A 14,562-nucleotide genomic window follows, 5' to 3' on the forward strand; every position below is an offset into this window, starting at 1 on the left:
GCCCGGCAGCCGGTGCAGCAGGACGTCCACCGCAACCTCGATCATGGACTGCCCGATGCTCTGCCCGGGGCACTCGTGCGGGCCCGCGCCGAACGCCAGGTGCGCCTGGTTGCCCTGCACCGAGACACCCGGGTCGGGCCGGACCTCGGGGTCGAGGTTGCCCGGAGCGAGACCGAGAACGAGCAGGTCGCCCTCCTCGATGCGGTGCCCGCCCAGTTCGACATCGCTGGCGGCGAAGCGCCCCGGCAGAACGGCCAGCGGCGGAGAGTTCCACATGACCTCCTCCACCACCGCCGAGATGTTCAGCTCACCGCTGATCAGCCCGGAGAGCCGGGAGGCGTCGGTCAGGAGCAGTTGCAGCACCCGGGCCAGCAGATTGGTCGTGACGTGCGCGGCGATCAGCACCACGCGCAGGTGATGGACGACTTCGTCGTGGTCGAGGTCCGCGTGATGCTCCAGCAGACCGGTGGCGAGGTCGGAGCCTGGTTCGGACCGCCTGCGCTCGGCGAGTTCACCGAAGATCTCCCTGATCATGCCGTCGTGCATCACGGCGTCCGCGCCGCCCTTGAGCACCTGGGCGCAGGACTCGACAAGCCGGCGCCCCTCCGCCTCGGCCAGCCCCAGAATGCGGGACATCACGAGCATCGGCAGCAGGTCGGCGTAGTCCGCCACCAGATCGGCGCGGCCGCTGTCCGCGAACGTGTCGATCTGCTTGTTGGCGAAATTCGTGGCGTGGCGCCGGACCCCGCGGCCGGCAGCAGCCTGCAGTACGTCGTTGACGGCGCCGCGCAGCCTGCGGTGCTCCTCGCCGTCCAGGGACACGCAGTCGGGACGCCAGCCGAGCATCGGAACCAGCGGAGAGGTCTCCGCGATCCGGCCCTCCCGCCAGTCCCGCCAGTTCCGCGAGTCCCGGGCGAACTGGCGGGGGTTGTCGAGCACCCGGCGGTTCTCGCGGTACCCGAGGACCAGCCAGGCGGGGATGTCGCCGTCCAGGAGAACCGGCGCCACCGCCCCGTACTCCTTGCGCAGCCGCGCATAGATGCCGCGCGAGTCGAGCGCCGCCTCGGGCCCGTACAGCCGGGTGAGGTCGTCGGCGCCGCCGTGCGCGACGGGGCAGCCGCGCGGGGCGTCGGGGCCGTTTAAGGGCTGGTCGTTCATCGGGGCTCCAGTGCGACGGCCGAGCGTTCCTTGAGATGACGTATCAGCGCGATGAGCACGTCACGGCTGGAGTTCCGGTCGCGGGCGTCGCAGGCCACGATCGGGGTGTGCGGGGAGATGTCCAGGGCGTCGCGGATCTCTTCGATCGGGTGTTCCTTGGAGTCGGGGAAGACGTTCAGCGCGATGACGAAAGGGACGTCCTGCCGCTCCATCTCCTCGATCGCACGGAAGCTGGAGGCCAGCCGCCGGGTGTCCACCAGGACCACCGCTCCGAGGGCGCCCTTGAACAGTCCGTTCCACAGGAACCAGAACCGCTCCTGGCCCGGCGTCCCGAACAGGTACAGCACCAGCTGGTCGTTGATACCGATCTTGCCGAAGTCGAGGCTGACGGTGGTCTCCTGTTTGTCCGCCACCCCGATCAGGTTGTCGACGTCCGCGCTGGCCTGGGTCAGGGTCTCCTCGGTGGTCAGCGGCTTGATGTCGCTGACGGAGCGCACCATCGTGGTCTTTCCGGTACCGAAACCGCCGGCGATCATCACCTTCACCGAGCGGGTCTCCCCGTCCGTCTGCCGGTCGGGGTGGTCAAAGCCTTTGAAGTCCACTGAGTACCTCCTCAAGGAGCGCGAGGTCGGGCCCGCTGCCGGCGCCGGACGCCGGAATGGGATCGCGGGCTTCGACGCGGCCTGCGTCCAGCAGATCGGTCAGCAGCACCGCGAGAATGTTGAAGGGCAATCCGAGATGGGCGCCGAGTTCGGCCACCGACAGCGGATCGCGGCAGCGCCGGAGGATCTCCTCGTGCTCGTGCTGCAGACCGGGGACGGCTGCGACGCGGGAGACGATGAGGGTCGCCACGTCAAGGGTCGACGCCGAACCGCCCGGCCCGCTGCGGCCACCGGTGAGGACGTAGTAGCGCTCGAGACCGGACGGGTCGACGGGCGGTCGGGGACCACTCATCCAGAGTGCTCCTCCAGGCGCGGAGTGGTGCCGAGGAGCTCACCCATCCTTCGCGCCAGGTCCCTCATCTGATGTCCGAGCAGGCCCTGGTCGAGCCCTTCCTTGGCGAGGACTCCGAGGTACGTCTCCACACCGGCCCGCACCACGAAGAGATGGCCGCCGTCCACCTCGATCATCGCGAGGCGCAACTGCCCCGCGTACTGCGGGAACTGTGCGGCGACCGGCTGGGCCAGCGCCTGCAGGCCCGCGACCACGGCGGCGAAGCGGTCCACGTCGTCGGGGTCCTCGGCGCCGTAGGAGGTGATGGCCTTGCCGTCGCTGGAGGCCACGAGGGCGAAGCGGATCTCCTGGATGCTCTCCGTCAGATCGCGGAGCGCCCAGCTCACGTCGGTTCCCTGTTGCGTCATGTGGACTAGTCGCTCTCTTCAGTGCGGTGCTCGTTGGACTCGCGTCCGGCGGTCGTCTCGCGTGCGGCCTCCGCGACGGGCTCACGCGGCGGAGCGCTGTCGCGTCCGGCGGTGGCGAAGGCCGCGAGGCCGGCGAAAGAGGTGTCCGGCGGCACGGCGGCCACGGGCTCCTCGGTCCGCTCGGCGGACCTCACCGGCGTGGCCGGCGCCTCGGTCCGCCTGCTTCTGCGGCGCGGCAGACCACCGGGCGTGGTGTCCACGTCCTCGGCGGCTGCGGGCACGTCCTCCACCGACTCCCGGGCGGGCGCGGCCTCGACCGCGGCGGCGGGGGCCACCGGTTCGGTGACCGGAGCGGCCAACGGGCTGAAGTACTTGTGGGGAACCACGACGACCACCGAGGTGCCGAGCCAGGGCGAGTCCGCGAAGGTGACCCGGATGCCGTACCGGCGCGCCAGGGCGCCGACCACGCGAAGCCCGAGGTTGGCGTCCTCCGAGAGGCCGCCGAGACCGGGGCCCGCCGCGACGCCGTCGAGCGACTGCTCGGCCTCGCGCTTCTTCTCCTCGTTGAGGCCCTTGCCCGCGTCCTGGATCTCGATGCCGACGCCGTTGGGGACCTCCTTGCCGGAGACGACCACGGGTTCGGTGGGCGGCGAGTAGCGCGCCGCGTTGTCCAGGAGGTGGGCGAAGATCAGCGTGAGGTGGTCCACCAGACCGCCGTCGACGCCGAGTTCGGGAAGGTGGCGGACCTGGATGCGGTCGAAGTCCTTGATCCGACCGATGCCGCCGCGGACCACACTGAGCAGCCGCTGCGGTTCCTGCCACTGGCGGCCGGGCCGGTCGGAGCCGCCGAGCACGCCGATGCTCGCGGCGAGACAGTCGGCGGGGCCGATCTCCTGGTCCAGTTCCATCAGGCCCTGGGCCACGACGGGCAGCCGGCCGTGCTCGCCCTGCATCTCGTGCAGACGGCCGCGCAGCTTGCTGGTCAGTACGTGGATGCGGTTGCCGATGCTGATCACGGCCTGCTCGGCCGAGGTGGAACGGTCGAACTCCTCCTCCACGCCGATCAGCGCGGTCCTGAGGACCTTGCGGATGTCGGCACGCAGCTCGGGGCTCGCGTCGTTCTCCTGGGCGACGGCCATCAGGATGTCGTCGATCGAGTCGCCCTCGCGCAGCTGCTTGAGCGCATGCGGAAGGAACTCGTCGCCGAGACGGGCGATCGCCGCCTGCTGACGGGCGAGCTGCTCCTGCCAGGCCTCGGTCCGCTCGCTGAGCCGCGCCTCGGAGACCTGCGTCTCCTCGGCGAGCCGGGCCTCGTGAACCCGCGTCTCCTCCGCGAGCCGGGCCTCGTAGGCCCGCGCCTCCTCGGACAGCCGGGCCTCGTAGGCCTGGGCCTGCTCGGTCAGCCCGGACTCCAGAGCGGATCGCTCGGCCGCGAACTTCCGTTCCAGGGCCGCCACATGCTGCTGCCACTGCTGGGAGTGCTCGGCCTGCGAGGCGCGGAAGTCACCCGCGTTGCGGCGCAATTGGCCCTGGGACCGGACGAGAAGCCGTACGCAGACGGCGCCGGCCGCGGTGACCGCGGCGCCGGCGAAGGTCGCGGGTATCTGGGCCTGGTCGGGCCCTGCGACCGCGGCGGCGACGGTACCGGCTCCTAAGGCCAGCGGCATCAGCCACCAGCTGTACCAGGCGACCGGTGCCCGTGCCGCTGGGGGCGGAGTGGCAAGTTCCATCTGCATCCTTCGAAAGCAACACAATCGAACGGGGGGGGTGTGCAGGCACCACGTGAATCGAGCACGCAGCGCAAGGGGCCGAGCGTGTTCGTGTCAACTCGCAGCGCCGCAGGGGAGCTTATCGGGTTTGAGATCGAAAGGATCAACTCCCCGCCGCGCATTGGTGAGTGTTCGGTCACGCTCCGACATGAATGCTCATATCGACAAAACCGTTCACCGAAGCCTCACCTACGAACATGGCACCGTGACGCCCGGGGCCGCTCGACTCCCCCCGACCGACAGGAGTTCCGGTCACGTCAGCGGCAGGCCCAGCGTGAGCGTGCGGGCCGCGAAGCCATGGCGTTCGTAGAAGCGGATGGCGTCGGGGTTCTCCGCGTAGGCGCTCACCTCGGCCTCTTCGGCGCCCCGCTCCTTCGCCCAGGCCACGAACGCCTTGACCAGCCGGGCACCGGTCCGCGTCCGCCGGTGGGCCGGACGCACGTACAGCGCGACGAGCGTGGCGACCTTCACCGGCCGTTTGGACGAACCGTCCGCCACCGTCCCCGACAGATGGCCCACCACTTCCCCACCGTGCTCGGCCACGAGCAGCAGCCGCCCCGGATCCTCGACGTCCTCGACGAATCGTTCGGCTCCGTGCCGGAGCGGCCAGCTGACATCGACGCCCGGGTCCCTCGTCCCGGCGTCCTCGGCGAACAGTGCGGCGCTGGAGGCGACGAGGCCCGGTACGTCCGCGGCGCGGGCGCGGCGGACGGTCACTTCGCTGTGCGGTTGGTCAGTCATGAGGCGTGAGGCTATCGGCGAGGTCCGACAGCGGGAGTTTCCACACAGGCACTTTCCTGGACAGCAGTCCAGCTATAGTGGACACCTGTCCATGAAGTAACGCGGTGAACGGCCGCGCGCAAAGGAGTCTGTCGACATGGAGATCGTGGCGAACGTGCTGGTGGGGCTGGTGGCCGCGCTGCACGCGTACATCCTGGTGATGGAGATGTTCCTGTGGGAGAAGAAGCCGGGGCGGGGACTGCACGGGTTCGATCCGGAGATGGCGCGCGCGACGGCGCCGATGGCCGCGAACCAGGGGCTCTACAACGGGTTTCTGGCGGCGGGCCTGGTCTGGGGGCTGATCGCCGCTGATCCGACCGGGTTCCGGGTCCAGGTGTTCTTCCTGGTGTGCGTCGTGGTCGCCGGGGTGTACGGCGCCGTCACCGCCAACCGCCGCATCCTCTTCGCGCAGGCCCTGCCGGGCGCGCTGGCCCTGGCCGCCGTCCTCATCGCGCAGTGACGACCCGCTCAGCGGCGCCCGAGGACCCGCGGGCCGCCCGCACCAGGGCGAAGCTGCGCCAGGCCCTCCTGGAAGAGTGCGCCCGGCGCCCGCTGACGGAGGTCGGCGTCGCCGACCTGGTGCGCCGGGCGGGCGTCGGCCGGGCCACCTTCTACGTGCACTACGCCGACCTGGAGGCCCTGGCGGTCGACGCCTGCGCCGATGTCGTACGCGAGGCCGTGGACGCGCTGCACGCCTGGCGCGGGCGGCCCGACCCGGTGTCCGCGCCTGACGCACTGCTCGCCTTCTTCGCCGAACTCGCCCCGCACGCCGCCCTCTACCGCGCCCTGTTGAGCCCGGGCGGCGGCGGCCCGCTCGGCCGGGTGCTGCACCGGGACCTGCGGGCCCGGAGTCTGGCGGAGCGCGAACTGGTGGGCGCGGCGGACGCCCCGCTCATCGCCTCCGCCGTCGCCGCCACCTTCGCGGGGGTCCTCGCCGACTGGCTGCACGGTCTCCTGGAGGCCACCCCGGAGGAAATCGCCCACCAGGTCTGGCAGTTGCTCGTCGCCCTGCACGTCAGCCGGTGAACCCGAAACCCGTTCGAGAACCGGTCAAGATCGTGACACCCTCTCCGGCATGACAACGAACCGAAAGGTCCATGCCGCGTAGCCGGTCAGGACGCGTCCGGGCCAGCGGCTCCCGCCACCGGACGCAGGACACAAGGCCGGCCATCAACGGCCTGTCCGCCCGTGCGCTGTCCGAGATCACCCAGCTCGAACGCACCCGCAACTATCTGCACCCAGGAGACGTCGGTGCGGCCCTGCGCCTGTGGAAGGACTACGTCCACCGTCCCGAGCGCGAGTTGTGGCGCGACTACGAGGGGGGTTACCCCTACGGCGACTGCTGCGGCGATCCGCTCGAAGCCCGCGCCCTCCTCGACACGGTGACGCGGGCCATGTCCCCTCGAAGCGCCCCCGAACTCCGGCGGGTCATCGACCGGTCCGACGCCGTCTGGAACCGGCCGACCCCGCCGCACGGCGCGGGCTGAGGTCCACGTGTCGTCGATCGGCGAGCCTCTCAAGCGCAGCCCACCCCGTTCTTGGTCCGCGGCCACGCCTCCACCCCGTCCGGGGTGCGGACGTAGACCTTCTTCTTGTCGGGCGTCACCCACAGCTGCCAGTCGTGGAAGCGGTAGCCGGTGTCGCGAGCGTCGGCGGGCATGGGGACGTCTGCGTCGTAGGCGGAGGTGAGCAGTTGAGTGCCGAGGACCTTCGCGGGATCGCGCGCGTACAGCACGGCGTCCTTGCCGTGCCCCAGGCCCAGGAAGTGCGCGCTCTGCCAGTCGCAGTGCTCCGCCCCCTCGGCGCTGCTCACCTTGATGATGGCGACCCGCCGGCCGTCCCGGTCGGTCCAGATCTCGTAGTCCTTCGAGTCGGTGAAGCTCGCCGGGAGTTCGGCCGGGTCACACGAGGCACTGGTCTCCGGGCCCCAACCGGGGCGGTGCGGCTGGTCCTTGGCGACGACGACGGCGACCTTCGTCCTGCCGCCGACATCGAAGGAGAACAGGACGCGGCCGCCCTCCTCCCGTTCCACCCGGTAGCCGGACTCCGGTAGCTCGGGCTGCTCGATGTCGAAGTACGCCTCAAGACCCCCCTCGGGCGTGGAGCCGCCGTCGCCCTTGCTCCATCTGTCGGCCCCGCCGCCCTCGTAGATGTCCCCGTCGCACTCCAGGGCACGGCCCGCCGCGCCCGAGCTCGCCCGCAGCGCCCGTACGGTCCCCTCGTCCTCGTCGCCGTCCTCGGGAGCCGGCTTGAGCGGCACGTTCAGCGGTCCGGCATACGGCGTGGGTGGCGGTGTGCCGGTGACGACCAGGTCCTCGCGGGTCGCGTCGCCACACCCCGCCACCGTCAGCCCGACCAGAACCACCGTCGCCGCGACTCTCCCGCGCATGCCCCGCCCCTGTCCGCCGAACGTCGTGTCCCTCCTCCGACGCACGGGCGGCCGAGATCGTTCAGTGGCTGACGGCCCCCGCTCGGAAGGTGCGCCGGTACGCCTGCGGTGTGACACCGATCGCCGCGTGCAGGTGCTGGCGCAGCGAGGTGCCGGTGGCGAAGCCCACCTCGCCGGCAATCTGATCCACCGAGAGGTCGCTGGCCTCCAGCAGATGGCGGGCGCGGGCGACCCGCTGCTGGATGAGCCAGCGGCCGGGGCTCATGCCCACCTCGTCCTGGAACCGCCTGCTGAAGGTGCGCGCACTCATCCGGGCATGGCCCGCGAGGTCGGCCAGGGCGAGCGGGTCACCGAGCCGCCGGAGCGCCCACGCCCGGGTGGCGGCCGTACTCGATGCCGAGGGCTCGGGGACGGGCTGCTCGATGTACTGGGCCTGGCCGCCGTCCCGCCAGGGCGGCACCACACAGCGCCGGGCCACCTTGTTGGCCAGCTCGCTGCCGTGGTCGCGACGCACGATGTGCAGACAGACATCGACTCCGGAGGCGGCGCCGGCCGAAGTGAGGACCCTGCCGTCGTCGACGAAGAGGACGTCCGGGTCGAGCGGCACGTGCGGGAACATGCTGCGGAAAGCGGCGGCGACCTGCCAGTGCGTGGTCGCCCGGTGTCCGTCCAGAAGGCCTGCGGCGGCCAGGACGAACGCCCCGGTGCAGATGGAGACGAGACGGGCGCCGGGCCGGATGAGAGCGAGGGCCGCGGTGACCTCCGCGGGAATCCCCGTCATGACCCGCTCCGGCGAGATGGGCGCCACCACCACGATGTCGGCGGTGCGCAGGACCTCGGGGCCGTGCTCCACGGTGATGGAGAAGTCGGCGTTGCTGCGCACCGGCTTCCCGTCGACGGTGCAGGTCAGCACCTCGTACCGGCCGTCGGCCGCGCCGAAGATCCGGGCCGGGATGCCGAGCTCGAAGGGATAGACACCGTCGAGGGCCAGGACCACGACTCGTTCCACGGAAGACATGGCACGATCTTATCGAACAATGGCCATCTTGCCATTTTCCTGGACGGTCGGCCCCGGCAGGCTGGAACGCATGAGCACAGCGAACACGATGCGAGCGATCAGTCAGGACATCCTCGGCGGTCCCGAGGTCCTCAAGGAAGTGGAAGTGGAGCGCCCGACGCCCGGGCCCAGCGAGGTACTGGTCCGGGTGCGGGCGGCGGGGGTCAACCCGACCGACTGGAAGCACCGGGAGCTGGGCATCTTCCTGGGCGAGCCGCCCTTCGTCCTCGGCTGGGACGTGTCCGGTGTGGTGGAGGCCGTCGGGATCGGCGTCACCCTGTACGGACCCGGCGACGAGGTCTTCGGCATGCTGCCCTATCCGTTCGGCGTCGGCTCGCACGCCGAGTACGTCACCGCTCCGGCCCGTTCCTTCGCGCCCAAGCCGTCCTCGATCGACCACACCCAGGCGGGCGCCCTCCCGCTGGTCGCACTGACCGCCTGGCAGGCGCTGGTCGACACGGCCGACGTGCAGCCGGGGCAGCGGGTGCTGATCCACGCGGCGGCCGGCGGGGTCGGGCACGCGGCCGTGCAGATCGCCAAGGCGCGCGGCGCGTATGTGATCGGGACGGCCAGCGAGGGCAAGCACGAATTCCTGCGCGGGCTCGGGGTGGACGAGCTGATCGACTACCGGACGACCGACTTCACCGAGGCCGTACGGGACGTCGATGTCGTCCTGGACGCGATGGGCGGCGAGTACGCCCTCCGCTCACTGCGGGTGCTGCGCAAGGGCGGGCTGCTGGTGACGATCCTGCCGCAGGGCTCGAAGGAACTCCGCGCCGAGGCGGGGAAGCTCGGGGTGCGTGCGGTCGAGATGCTGGTCGAGGCCGACCACACCGGCATGAAGGCGATCGCGGAGCTCGTCGAGGCGGGGAAGCTGCGTCCGACGATCGCCGAGACCTTCCCGTTGGCCGATGCCGCCAAGGCGCACGCGCTCGGCGACACCGGCCGGACCACGGGGAAGCTCGTCCTCGTGATGGACTGAACCGACTCGGCCGGTTCAGCAGGGCGGGCGTTCCTGCTCAACCGGCTCAGAACGTGAGTACGGGCTTGATGGTCTTGCCCGCGCTCATGTCCCGTACCGCCTGGTCGATGTCCGCGAACGGATAGGTGCCGATCAGGCGGTGCAGCGGGAGCCGCCCCTCCTTGACCAGCTTGACCAGTGCGGGGATGAGGGTCTGCGTCTCGCTGTCGCCGAGGGTGAGGCCGACGATCCGCTTGCCGGGCAGCAACCCGTTGACGTCCAGGGCGACTTCGGTGCCGAAGGGCGGGGCGCCGACGACGACCAGGGTGCCGCGGGCGCCGAGCGCGTCGGCGCCCTGCCGCAGCACGGCGACGTTGCCGGTGGTCTCGACGACGCCGTCGGCCCCCTGACCGTCCGTCAGGACGGCGAGGGTCTCCGCGAGATTGCCCTGGGCCGCGTTGACGGTGTGGGTGGCGCCCAACTCCTTGGCCAGCGCGAGACGTTCGCCGACCCTGTCGACGGCGATGATCGTCGTCGCGGGGCTCAGCGCGGCGGCCATCACGGCGGACAGGCCGACGGCTCCGGCGCCGAGCACCACGACGGTGTCGCCCACGCGCGGCGCAAGGACGTTCCAGACGGCGCCGACCCCGGTCTGCACCCCGCAGCCCAGCGGCGCGAGGGTCTCCAGAGGTACGTCGCGGTCGACCTTGACCAGGCTGCGCTCGTCCACCAGCGCCCGTTCGGCGAAGGAGGACTGGCCGAAGAAGTGGCCGCCGAGCGGCTGCCCGTCGCGGCTGATGGTGCTGGTGCCGTCGGCGCGCCGGCCGCCGATCAGGTTCAGCGGCAGCCAGGCGGCGCAGTAGGCGGGATGCCCGTCACGGCAGTTGCGGCAGCTGCCGCAGGAAGTGAAGGACAGCACGACGTGGTCGCCCGCCTGCACGCCGGTGACGGCCGAGCCGACGGCCTCGACGACACCCGCGCCCTCGTGGCCGAGGACGCCCGGCAACGGGAAGGGCAGGCCGCCGCTCGCGACCCCGAGGTCCGTGTGGCACAGGCCGGTCGCCACCATGCGGACGAGGGCCTCGTGCGGACCGGGCGCATCGAGCTGTACGTCGGTCAGGGTGAAGGGCGCTCCGCCGGACTCGACGACGGCTGCGCGGGTGGTGAGGGACATCGCGACAACTCCTTGACGGGGGTGTTCAGTCGAGCGAGACGACGACGGACTTGACCTTGGTGTAGGCGGCGAGCGCCTCGGGCCCGTACTCACGGCCGAAGCCGGAGTCCTTGACCCCGCCGAAGGGCACCGCGGGGTCGAGCATCGCCCAGTCGTTGATCCAGACGATGCCCGCCTGGAGCCGGTCGGCGACACGGTGCGCGCGGGCGAGGTTGGTGGTCTGGATGCCCGAAGCCAGGCCGTACGGCGTGGAGTTGGCGAGGGCGACGGCCTCGTCCTCGGAATCGAAGGGCTGGACGGTGAGGACCGGGCCGAAGATCTCCTCCTGGACCACGCGGGAGTCGTTGGACAGGTCCGCGATCACCGTCGGCTTGTAGTAGTAGCCGCCGTTCAGGTCGAGGCGCTCACCGCCGCAGACCACCCGGCCACCCTCCTTGCGCGCGAGCGCCACGTAGTCCTCGACCTTGCGCAGGTGCTTCTCCCCCGCCATCGGCCCGACGACGGTCCCCGGGTCCCGGGGGTCGCCGACCGGCACTCCGGTGACCGCTTCGGCGAGGATGCCCACCACGGTGTCGTACAGCGGACGGGCGACCAGCAGCCGGGGGCCGCCCATGCAGAACTGCCCGGTGTTGAAGACGAAGCCCTTGATGACGGCGCCGATCGCCTTGTCCAGGTCGGTGTCCTCGAAGACGAGGTGGGCAGCGTTGCCGCCCAGCTCCATGGTGACGGGCTTGAGCGCGTCCCCCGCGACGCTTGCCGCACGCCGGCCGATGGCGGTCGAGCCGGTGAAGGCGACCTTGTCGATGCCGGGGTGGCGCAGAAGTGCCTCGCCGGCGACCGGGCCCGCACCGGTGACGACGTTCACGACGCCGTCCGGGACGCCGGCCTCCTGAAGGAGCCGGGCCATGTACAGGGCGCTGAGCGGGGTCTCGTCGGCCGGCTTGTGCACGACCGTGTTCCCGGCCGCGAGCGCCGGAGCGATCTTCGAACTGGACAGGATCAGCGGGAAGTTGAAGGGCGTGATCGCCGCGACCACGCCGAGGGGGCCGCGGCGGGTGTAGGCGAAGGCGTTGAGCGGAGTGTCGCGGGTGGCGCCGTCCAGGGTCTGGGCGAGCGCGGCGCAGTACTCGTACTCGTCGGCCGCGGTCAGCACGTCGACGGGGCGGCACAGCGCGATGGGCTTGCCGACGTCGAGGCTCTCCAGGGCGGCGATCTCTTCGACGTTCGCCCGGATCAGCTCGGAGACCCGGTGCAGGACGCGACCGCGCTCCCGGCCGCTCAGCCGAGCCCAGGGCCCGTTGTCGAAGGCGTCGCGTGCGGCACGTACCGCCGCGTCGACGTCGACGGCGCCCGCCTCGGCGACGCTCGTGACCACCTGCCCGGTGGACGGATCGATCACGTCCGTGCGTGCGCCGTCGGACGCCTCACGCCACTGCCCACCGATGAACAGCCGCCCGGGCTCGCTCTCGAAGGTGGTCGTCATTGCCCACTCCCCAGCTTGGTTGCCAAGATTTCAACCAACAGGATTCCTGTCTGTTCGCAGTCTCATTACAGACAGGTTTCCTGTCAATGGTTTAGGGTGAACCCATGGTCGTCACCAAGGCACCCCCGTCACTGCTCTACATGGTCAAGCAGGTGGAGCTCGTCGTACGCTCACGACTCGACGAGCTGGTGAAGCCGGCCGGGATCACCGCTCTGCAGTACACCTCGCTCACCGTGCTGGAGCGGCATGACGGCCTCTCGGCGGCCCAGCTAGCGCGCGACTCGTTCGTGACCGCGCAGTCCATGGCCGACCTGGTGCGCTCCCTGGAGAACCGCGGACTCGTGCGCCGCGAGCGCAATCCGCGCAATCGGCGCGAGCTGCTGATCCTGCTCACCGACGAGGGCCGCGAGCTGCTCGAGCGTTTCACCGAGCCGGTGCGCGAGCTGGAGGAGCGGATGGTCCGCGACCTCACGGCGCACCAGACCGACCAGTTCCGCGAGGCACTGTCCAGGTCCTGGCACGCGCTCTCGTAGGCGTCGGTCGCGGATCGCGCACGCGGCGCGCCCACACCCGCGACAACTCACACGAAACTCATGGGCCAACTCGCCGCGCAAATCAAAGACATATGTCAACCGAACATGCTGGAATTCACTCCAACGAGGGTAACTTGCAGAGCAAGGAACGGTTTTGCAACCACCGGCGCCTCAATGACGTGTCTAGGATCTCTGGATGTCGTCACCCCGGCCCCCGGTGACTCCTGGGCCTTGCCAGCAGGAGCGGGTCAGCAGCCGGTTGGAGGCGATGTCGTCGTGCAGAGCGATCCTGCGCCACTCACTCGGCATCTGCGCGTCCACAGCCACCGGGGTCACACCGTTCTCGAATTCCACGGCGAGATCGACATCGGCGCGGCCCTGGAGATCATCCCGTACCTCGACTCCGTGACCGCGCGCCCGGAACCGCAGATCGTGATCGACCTGCGGCCCGTCGAGTTCTTCGACTGCTCCGGACTGCGCCTGCTCTACCGGGCCAGGCGCCGCGTCCTGGCCAAGGGCGGGCAGCTGCACCTCGTCTGCACCCACCCCCTGACGCTGCGCGTCCTCAAGGTGACCGGCTTCGCCGCGCTGCTGCCGCCGTCGGCCTCGCTCGACGAGGCGCTGAGCCTGCCCGAGGCTACTTCAGGATCTTTGTGACCTGGCCCGCGCCGACCGTCCGACCGCCCTCGCGGATGGCGAACTTCAGCCCCTCCTCCATGGCGATGGGCTGGATCAGCACCACATCCATGGTCGTGTTGTCGCCCGGCATCACCATCTCGGTGCCCTTGGGCAGCGTCACGACCCCGGTCACGTCCGTCGTGCGGAAGTAGAACTGCGGGCGGTAGTTTGCGAAGAAGGGCGTGTGCCGGCCGCCCTCGTCCTTCGACAGGATGTACGCCCGCGCCTCGAACTCGGTGTGCGGGGTCACCGAACCGGGCCTGATGACCACCTGGCCACGCTCGACGTCCTCGCGTTTCACGCCCCGCAGCAGCAGCCCGACGTTCTCGCCGGCCCGGCCCTCGTCGAGCAGCTTGCGGAACATCTCGATCCCCGTGACGGTCGTCTTCGTCTTCTGCTCATGGATGCCGATGATCTCGACCTCGTGGTTGACCTTGAGCACCCCGCGCTCGATGCGACCGGTGACGACGGTGCCGCGGCCGGTGATCGTGAACACGTCCTCGATCGGCATCAGGAACGGCTTGTCGACATCACGCTGCGGCTCCGGAATCGCGGTGTCCACGGCCTCCAGGAGTTCGAGGATCGACGCGCTCCACTGCGGGTCGCCCTCCAATGCCTTGAGCGCGGAGACCCGGACCACGGGGACGTCGTCGCCGGGGAACTCGTACTCGGTCAGCAGCTCACGCACTTCGAGCTCGACGAGTTCGAGGATCTCCTCGTCGTCCACCATGTCCGTCTTGTTGAGCGCGACCACGATGTACGGGACGCCCACCTGCCGGGCCAGCAGCACATGTTCCTTGGTCTGCGGCATCGGGCCGTCGGTCGCCGCGACCACCAGGATCGCGCCATCCATCTGCGCCGCCCCGGTGATCATGTTCTTGATGTAGTCGGCGTGCCCCGGGCAGTCGACGTGCGCGTAGTGCCGGTTCTCCGTCTGGTACTCGACATGGGCGATCGAGATCGTGATGCCGCGCTGGCGCTCCTCGGGCGCCTTGTCGATCTGGTCGAAGGGCGTGAACGGGTTCAGGTCGGGGAACCGATCGTGCAACACCTTCGTCATGGCCGCCGTGAGCGTCGTCTTCCCGTGGTCGATGTGACCGATGGTGCCGATGTTGACATGCGGCTTGGTCCGCTCGAATTTCGCCTTGGCCACTGCAAACCCTCCTGATCACCTGGGTGACACCGAGCGTTGCTTGCTGCTCTCCGGCTCTCGCTGCTT

The 14,562-nt window shown here is 70.2% G+C and carries 17 protein-coding genes; 6 read left to right on the forward strand and 11 right to left on the reverse strand.

Annotated elements, in window-relative coordinates:
- The 6 genes from ACN6LB_RS42075 to ACN6LB_RS42100 form a co-directional block, all read right to left on the reverse strand.
- Nucleotides 1–1,158: cytochrome P450 (locus ACN6LB_RS42075; protein ID WP_445030501.1), on the reverse strand; the 1,158-nt coding region annotated here is incomplete at its 3' end.
- Nucleotides 1,155–1,760, reverse strand: coding sequence for a GTP-binding protein (locus tag ACN6LB_RS42080; protein WP_445030502.1), 606 nt, complete (start codon nucleotides 1,758–1,760; stop codon nucleotides 1,155–1,157). The genes ACN6LB_RS42075 and ACN6LB_RS42080, both read right to left, overlap by 4 nt.
- Entirely contained in the window at nucleotides 1,741–2,112 is a 372-nt protein-coding gene (locus tag ACN6LB_RS42085; RefSeq protein WP_356140692.1) for a DUF742 domain-containing protein, read from the reverse strand. The genes ACN6LB_RS42080 and ACN6LB_RS42085 overlap by 20 nt, the downstream gene beginning before the upstream one ends.
- Nucleotides 2,109–2,519, reverse strand: a complete 411-nt coding sequence (locus ACN6LB_RS42090) for a roadblock/LC7 domain-containing protein (protein WP_356140694.1) — start codon at nucleotides 2,517–2,519, stop codon at nucleotides 2,109–2,111. The genes ACN6LB_RS42085 and ACN6LB_RS42090 overlap by 4 nt, the downstream gene beginning before the upstream one ends.
- A gap of 5 nt (nucleotides 2,520–2,524) precedes the next feature.
- On the reverse strand, nucleotides 2,525–4,249 hold the full coding sequence (locus ACN6LB_RS42095) for an ATP-binding protein (protein ID WP_445030503.1): 1,725 nt from the start codon (nucleotides 4,247–4,249) through the stop codon (nucleotides 2,525–2,527).
- A 291-nt stretch (nucleotides 4,250–4,540) separates the two neighbouring features.
- The gene (locus tag ACN6LB_RS42100) at nucleotides 4,541–5,029 is read right to left on the reverse strand and encodes a GNAT family N-acetyltransferase (protein WP_445030504.1); all 489 of its coding nucleotides are present in this window, start codon (nucleotides 5,027–5,029) and stop codon (nucleotides 4,541–4,543) included.
- Nucleotides 5,030–5,165: 136 nt separating this feature from the next.
- Here ACN6LB_RS42100 and ACN6LB_RS42105 point away from each other — a divergent pair, with 136 nt between their 5' ends.
- The 3 genes from ACN6LB_RS42105 (at nucleotide 5,166) to ACN6LB_RS42115 (ending at nucleotide 6,555) form a co-directional block, all read left to right on the forward strand.
- A complete protein-coding gene (locus ACN6LB_RS42105; protein ID WP_445030505.1) occupies nucleotides 5,166–5,528 on the forward strand; it encodes a DUF1304 domain-containing protein in 363 nt (120 codons plus the stop codon).
- Entirely contained in the window at nucleotides 5,525–6,094 is a 570-nt protein-coding gene (locus ACN6LB_RS42110) for a TetR/AcrR family transcriptional regulator (RefSeq protein ID WP_445030506.1), read from the forward strand. The genes ACN6LB_RS42105 and ACN6LB_RS42110 overlap by 4 nt, the downstream gene beginning before the upstream one ends.
- Nucleotides 6,095–6,165: 71 nt before the next feature.
- Nucleotides 6,166–6,555 (forward strand): hypothetical protein, encoded by a 390-nt coding sequence (locus ACN6LB_RS42115; RefSeq protein ID WP_445030507.1) that lies wholly within the window; start codon nucleotides 6,166–6,168, stop codon nucleotides 6,553–6,555.
- A 29-nt stretch (nucleotides 6,556–6,584) separates the two neighbouring features.
- Here the strand turns inward: ACN6LB_RS42115 and ACN6LB_RS42120 are convergent, their stop codons facing one another.
- Nucleotides 6,585–7,457, reverse strand: a complete 873-nt coding sequence (locus tag ACN6LB_RS42120) for a hypothetical protein (protein ID WP_445030508.1) — start codon at nucleotides 7,455–7,457, stop codon at nucleotides 6,585–6,587.
- 61 nt (nucleotides 7,458–7,518) lie between these two features.
- Nucleotides 7,519–8,475, reverse strand: a complete 957-nt coding sequence (locus tag ACN6LB_RS42125; RefSeq protein ID WP_445030509.1) for a GlxA family transcriptional regulator — start codon at nucleotides 8,473–8,475, stop codon at nucleotides 7,519–7,521.
- 70 nt (nucleotides 8,476–8,545) lie between these two features.
- On the opposite strand from ACN6LB_RS42125, the gene ACN6LB_RS42130 reads away from it, so the two are divergent.
- Entirely contained in the window at nucleotides 8,546–9,496 is a 951-nt protein-coding gene (locus ACN6LB_RS42130) for an NADP-dependent oxidoreductase (RefSeq protein ID WP_445030510.1), read from the forward strand.
- 46 nt (nucleotides 9,497–9,542) lie between these two features.
- On the opposite strand, the gene ACN6LB_RS42135 is transcribed toward ACN6LB_RS42130, so the two are convergent.
- Both ACN6LB_RS42135 and ACN6LB_RS42140 read right to left on the reverse strand, forming a co-directional pair.
- Nucleotides 9,543–10,649, reverse strand: coding sequence for an NAD(P)-dependent alcohol dehydrogenase (locus ACN6LB_RS42135; RefSeq protein WP_445030511.1), 1,107 nt, complete (start codon nucleotides 10,647–10,649; stop codon nucleotides 9,543–9,545).
- Nucleotides 10,650–10,674: 25 nt separating this feature from the next.
- A complete protein-coding gene (locus ACN6LB_RS42140) occupies nucleotides 10,675–12,132 on the reverse strand; it encodes an aldehyde dehydrogenase family protein (protein WP_445030512.1) in 1,458 nt (485 codons plus the stop codon).
- Between the two features lie 104 nt (nucleotides 12,133–12,236).
- Between ACN6LB_RS42140 and ACN6LB_RS42145 the strand changes: the two genes are divergently transcribed.
- On the forward strand, nucleotides 12,237–12,665 hold the full coding sequence (locus tag ACN6LB_RS42145) for a MarR family winged helix-turn-helix transcriptional regulator (protein WP_356140716.1): 429 nt from the start codon (nucleotides 12,237–12,239) through the stop codon (nucleotides 12,663–12,665).
- Nucleotides 12,666–12,941: 276 nt separating this feature from the next.
- Nucleotides 12,942–13,322 (forward strand): anti-sigma factor antagonist, encoded by a 381-nt coding sequence (locus ACN6LB_RS42150; RefSeq protein ID WP_445030513.1) that lies wholly within the window; start codon nucleotides 12,942–12,944, stop codon nucleotides 13,320–13,322.
- On the opposite strand, the gene tuf is transcribed toward ACN6LB_RS42150, so the two are convergent.
- The gene (tuf, locus tag ACN6LB_RS42155) at nucleotides 13,303–14,496 is read right to left on the reverse strand and encodes an elongation factor Tu (protein ID WP_445030514.1); all 1,194 of its coding nucleotides are present in this window, start codon (nucleotides 14,494–14,496) and stop codon (nucleotides 13,303–13,305) included. The two genes, ACN6LB_RS42150 and tuf, sit on opposite strands and share 20 nt — an antisense overlap.
- Nucleotides 14,497–14,562: the final 66 nt, after the last annotated feature.

The sequence above is a fragment of the Streptomyces sp. SAS_270 genome (assembly GCF_052543295.1).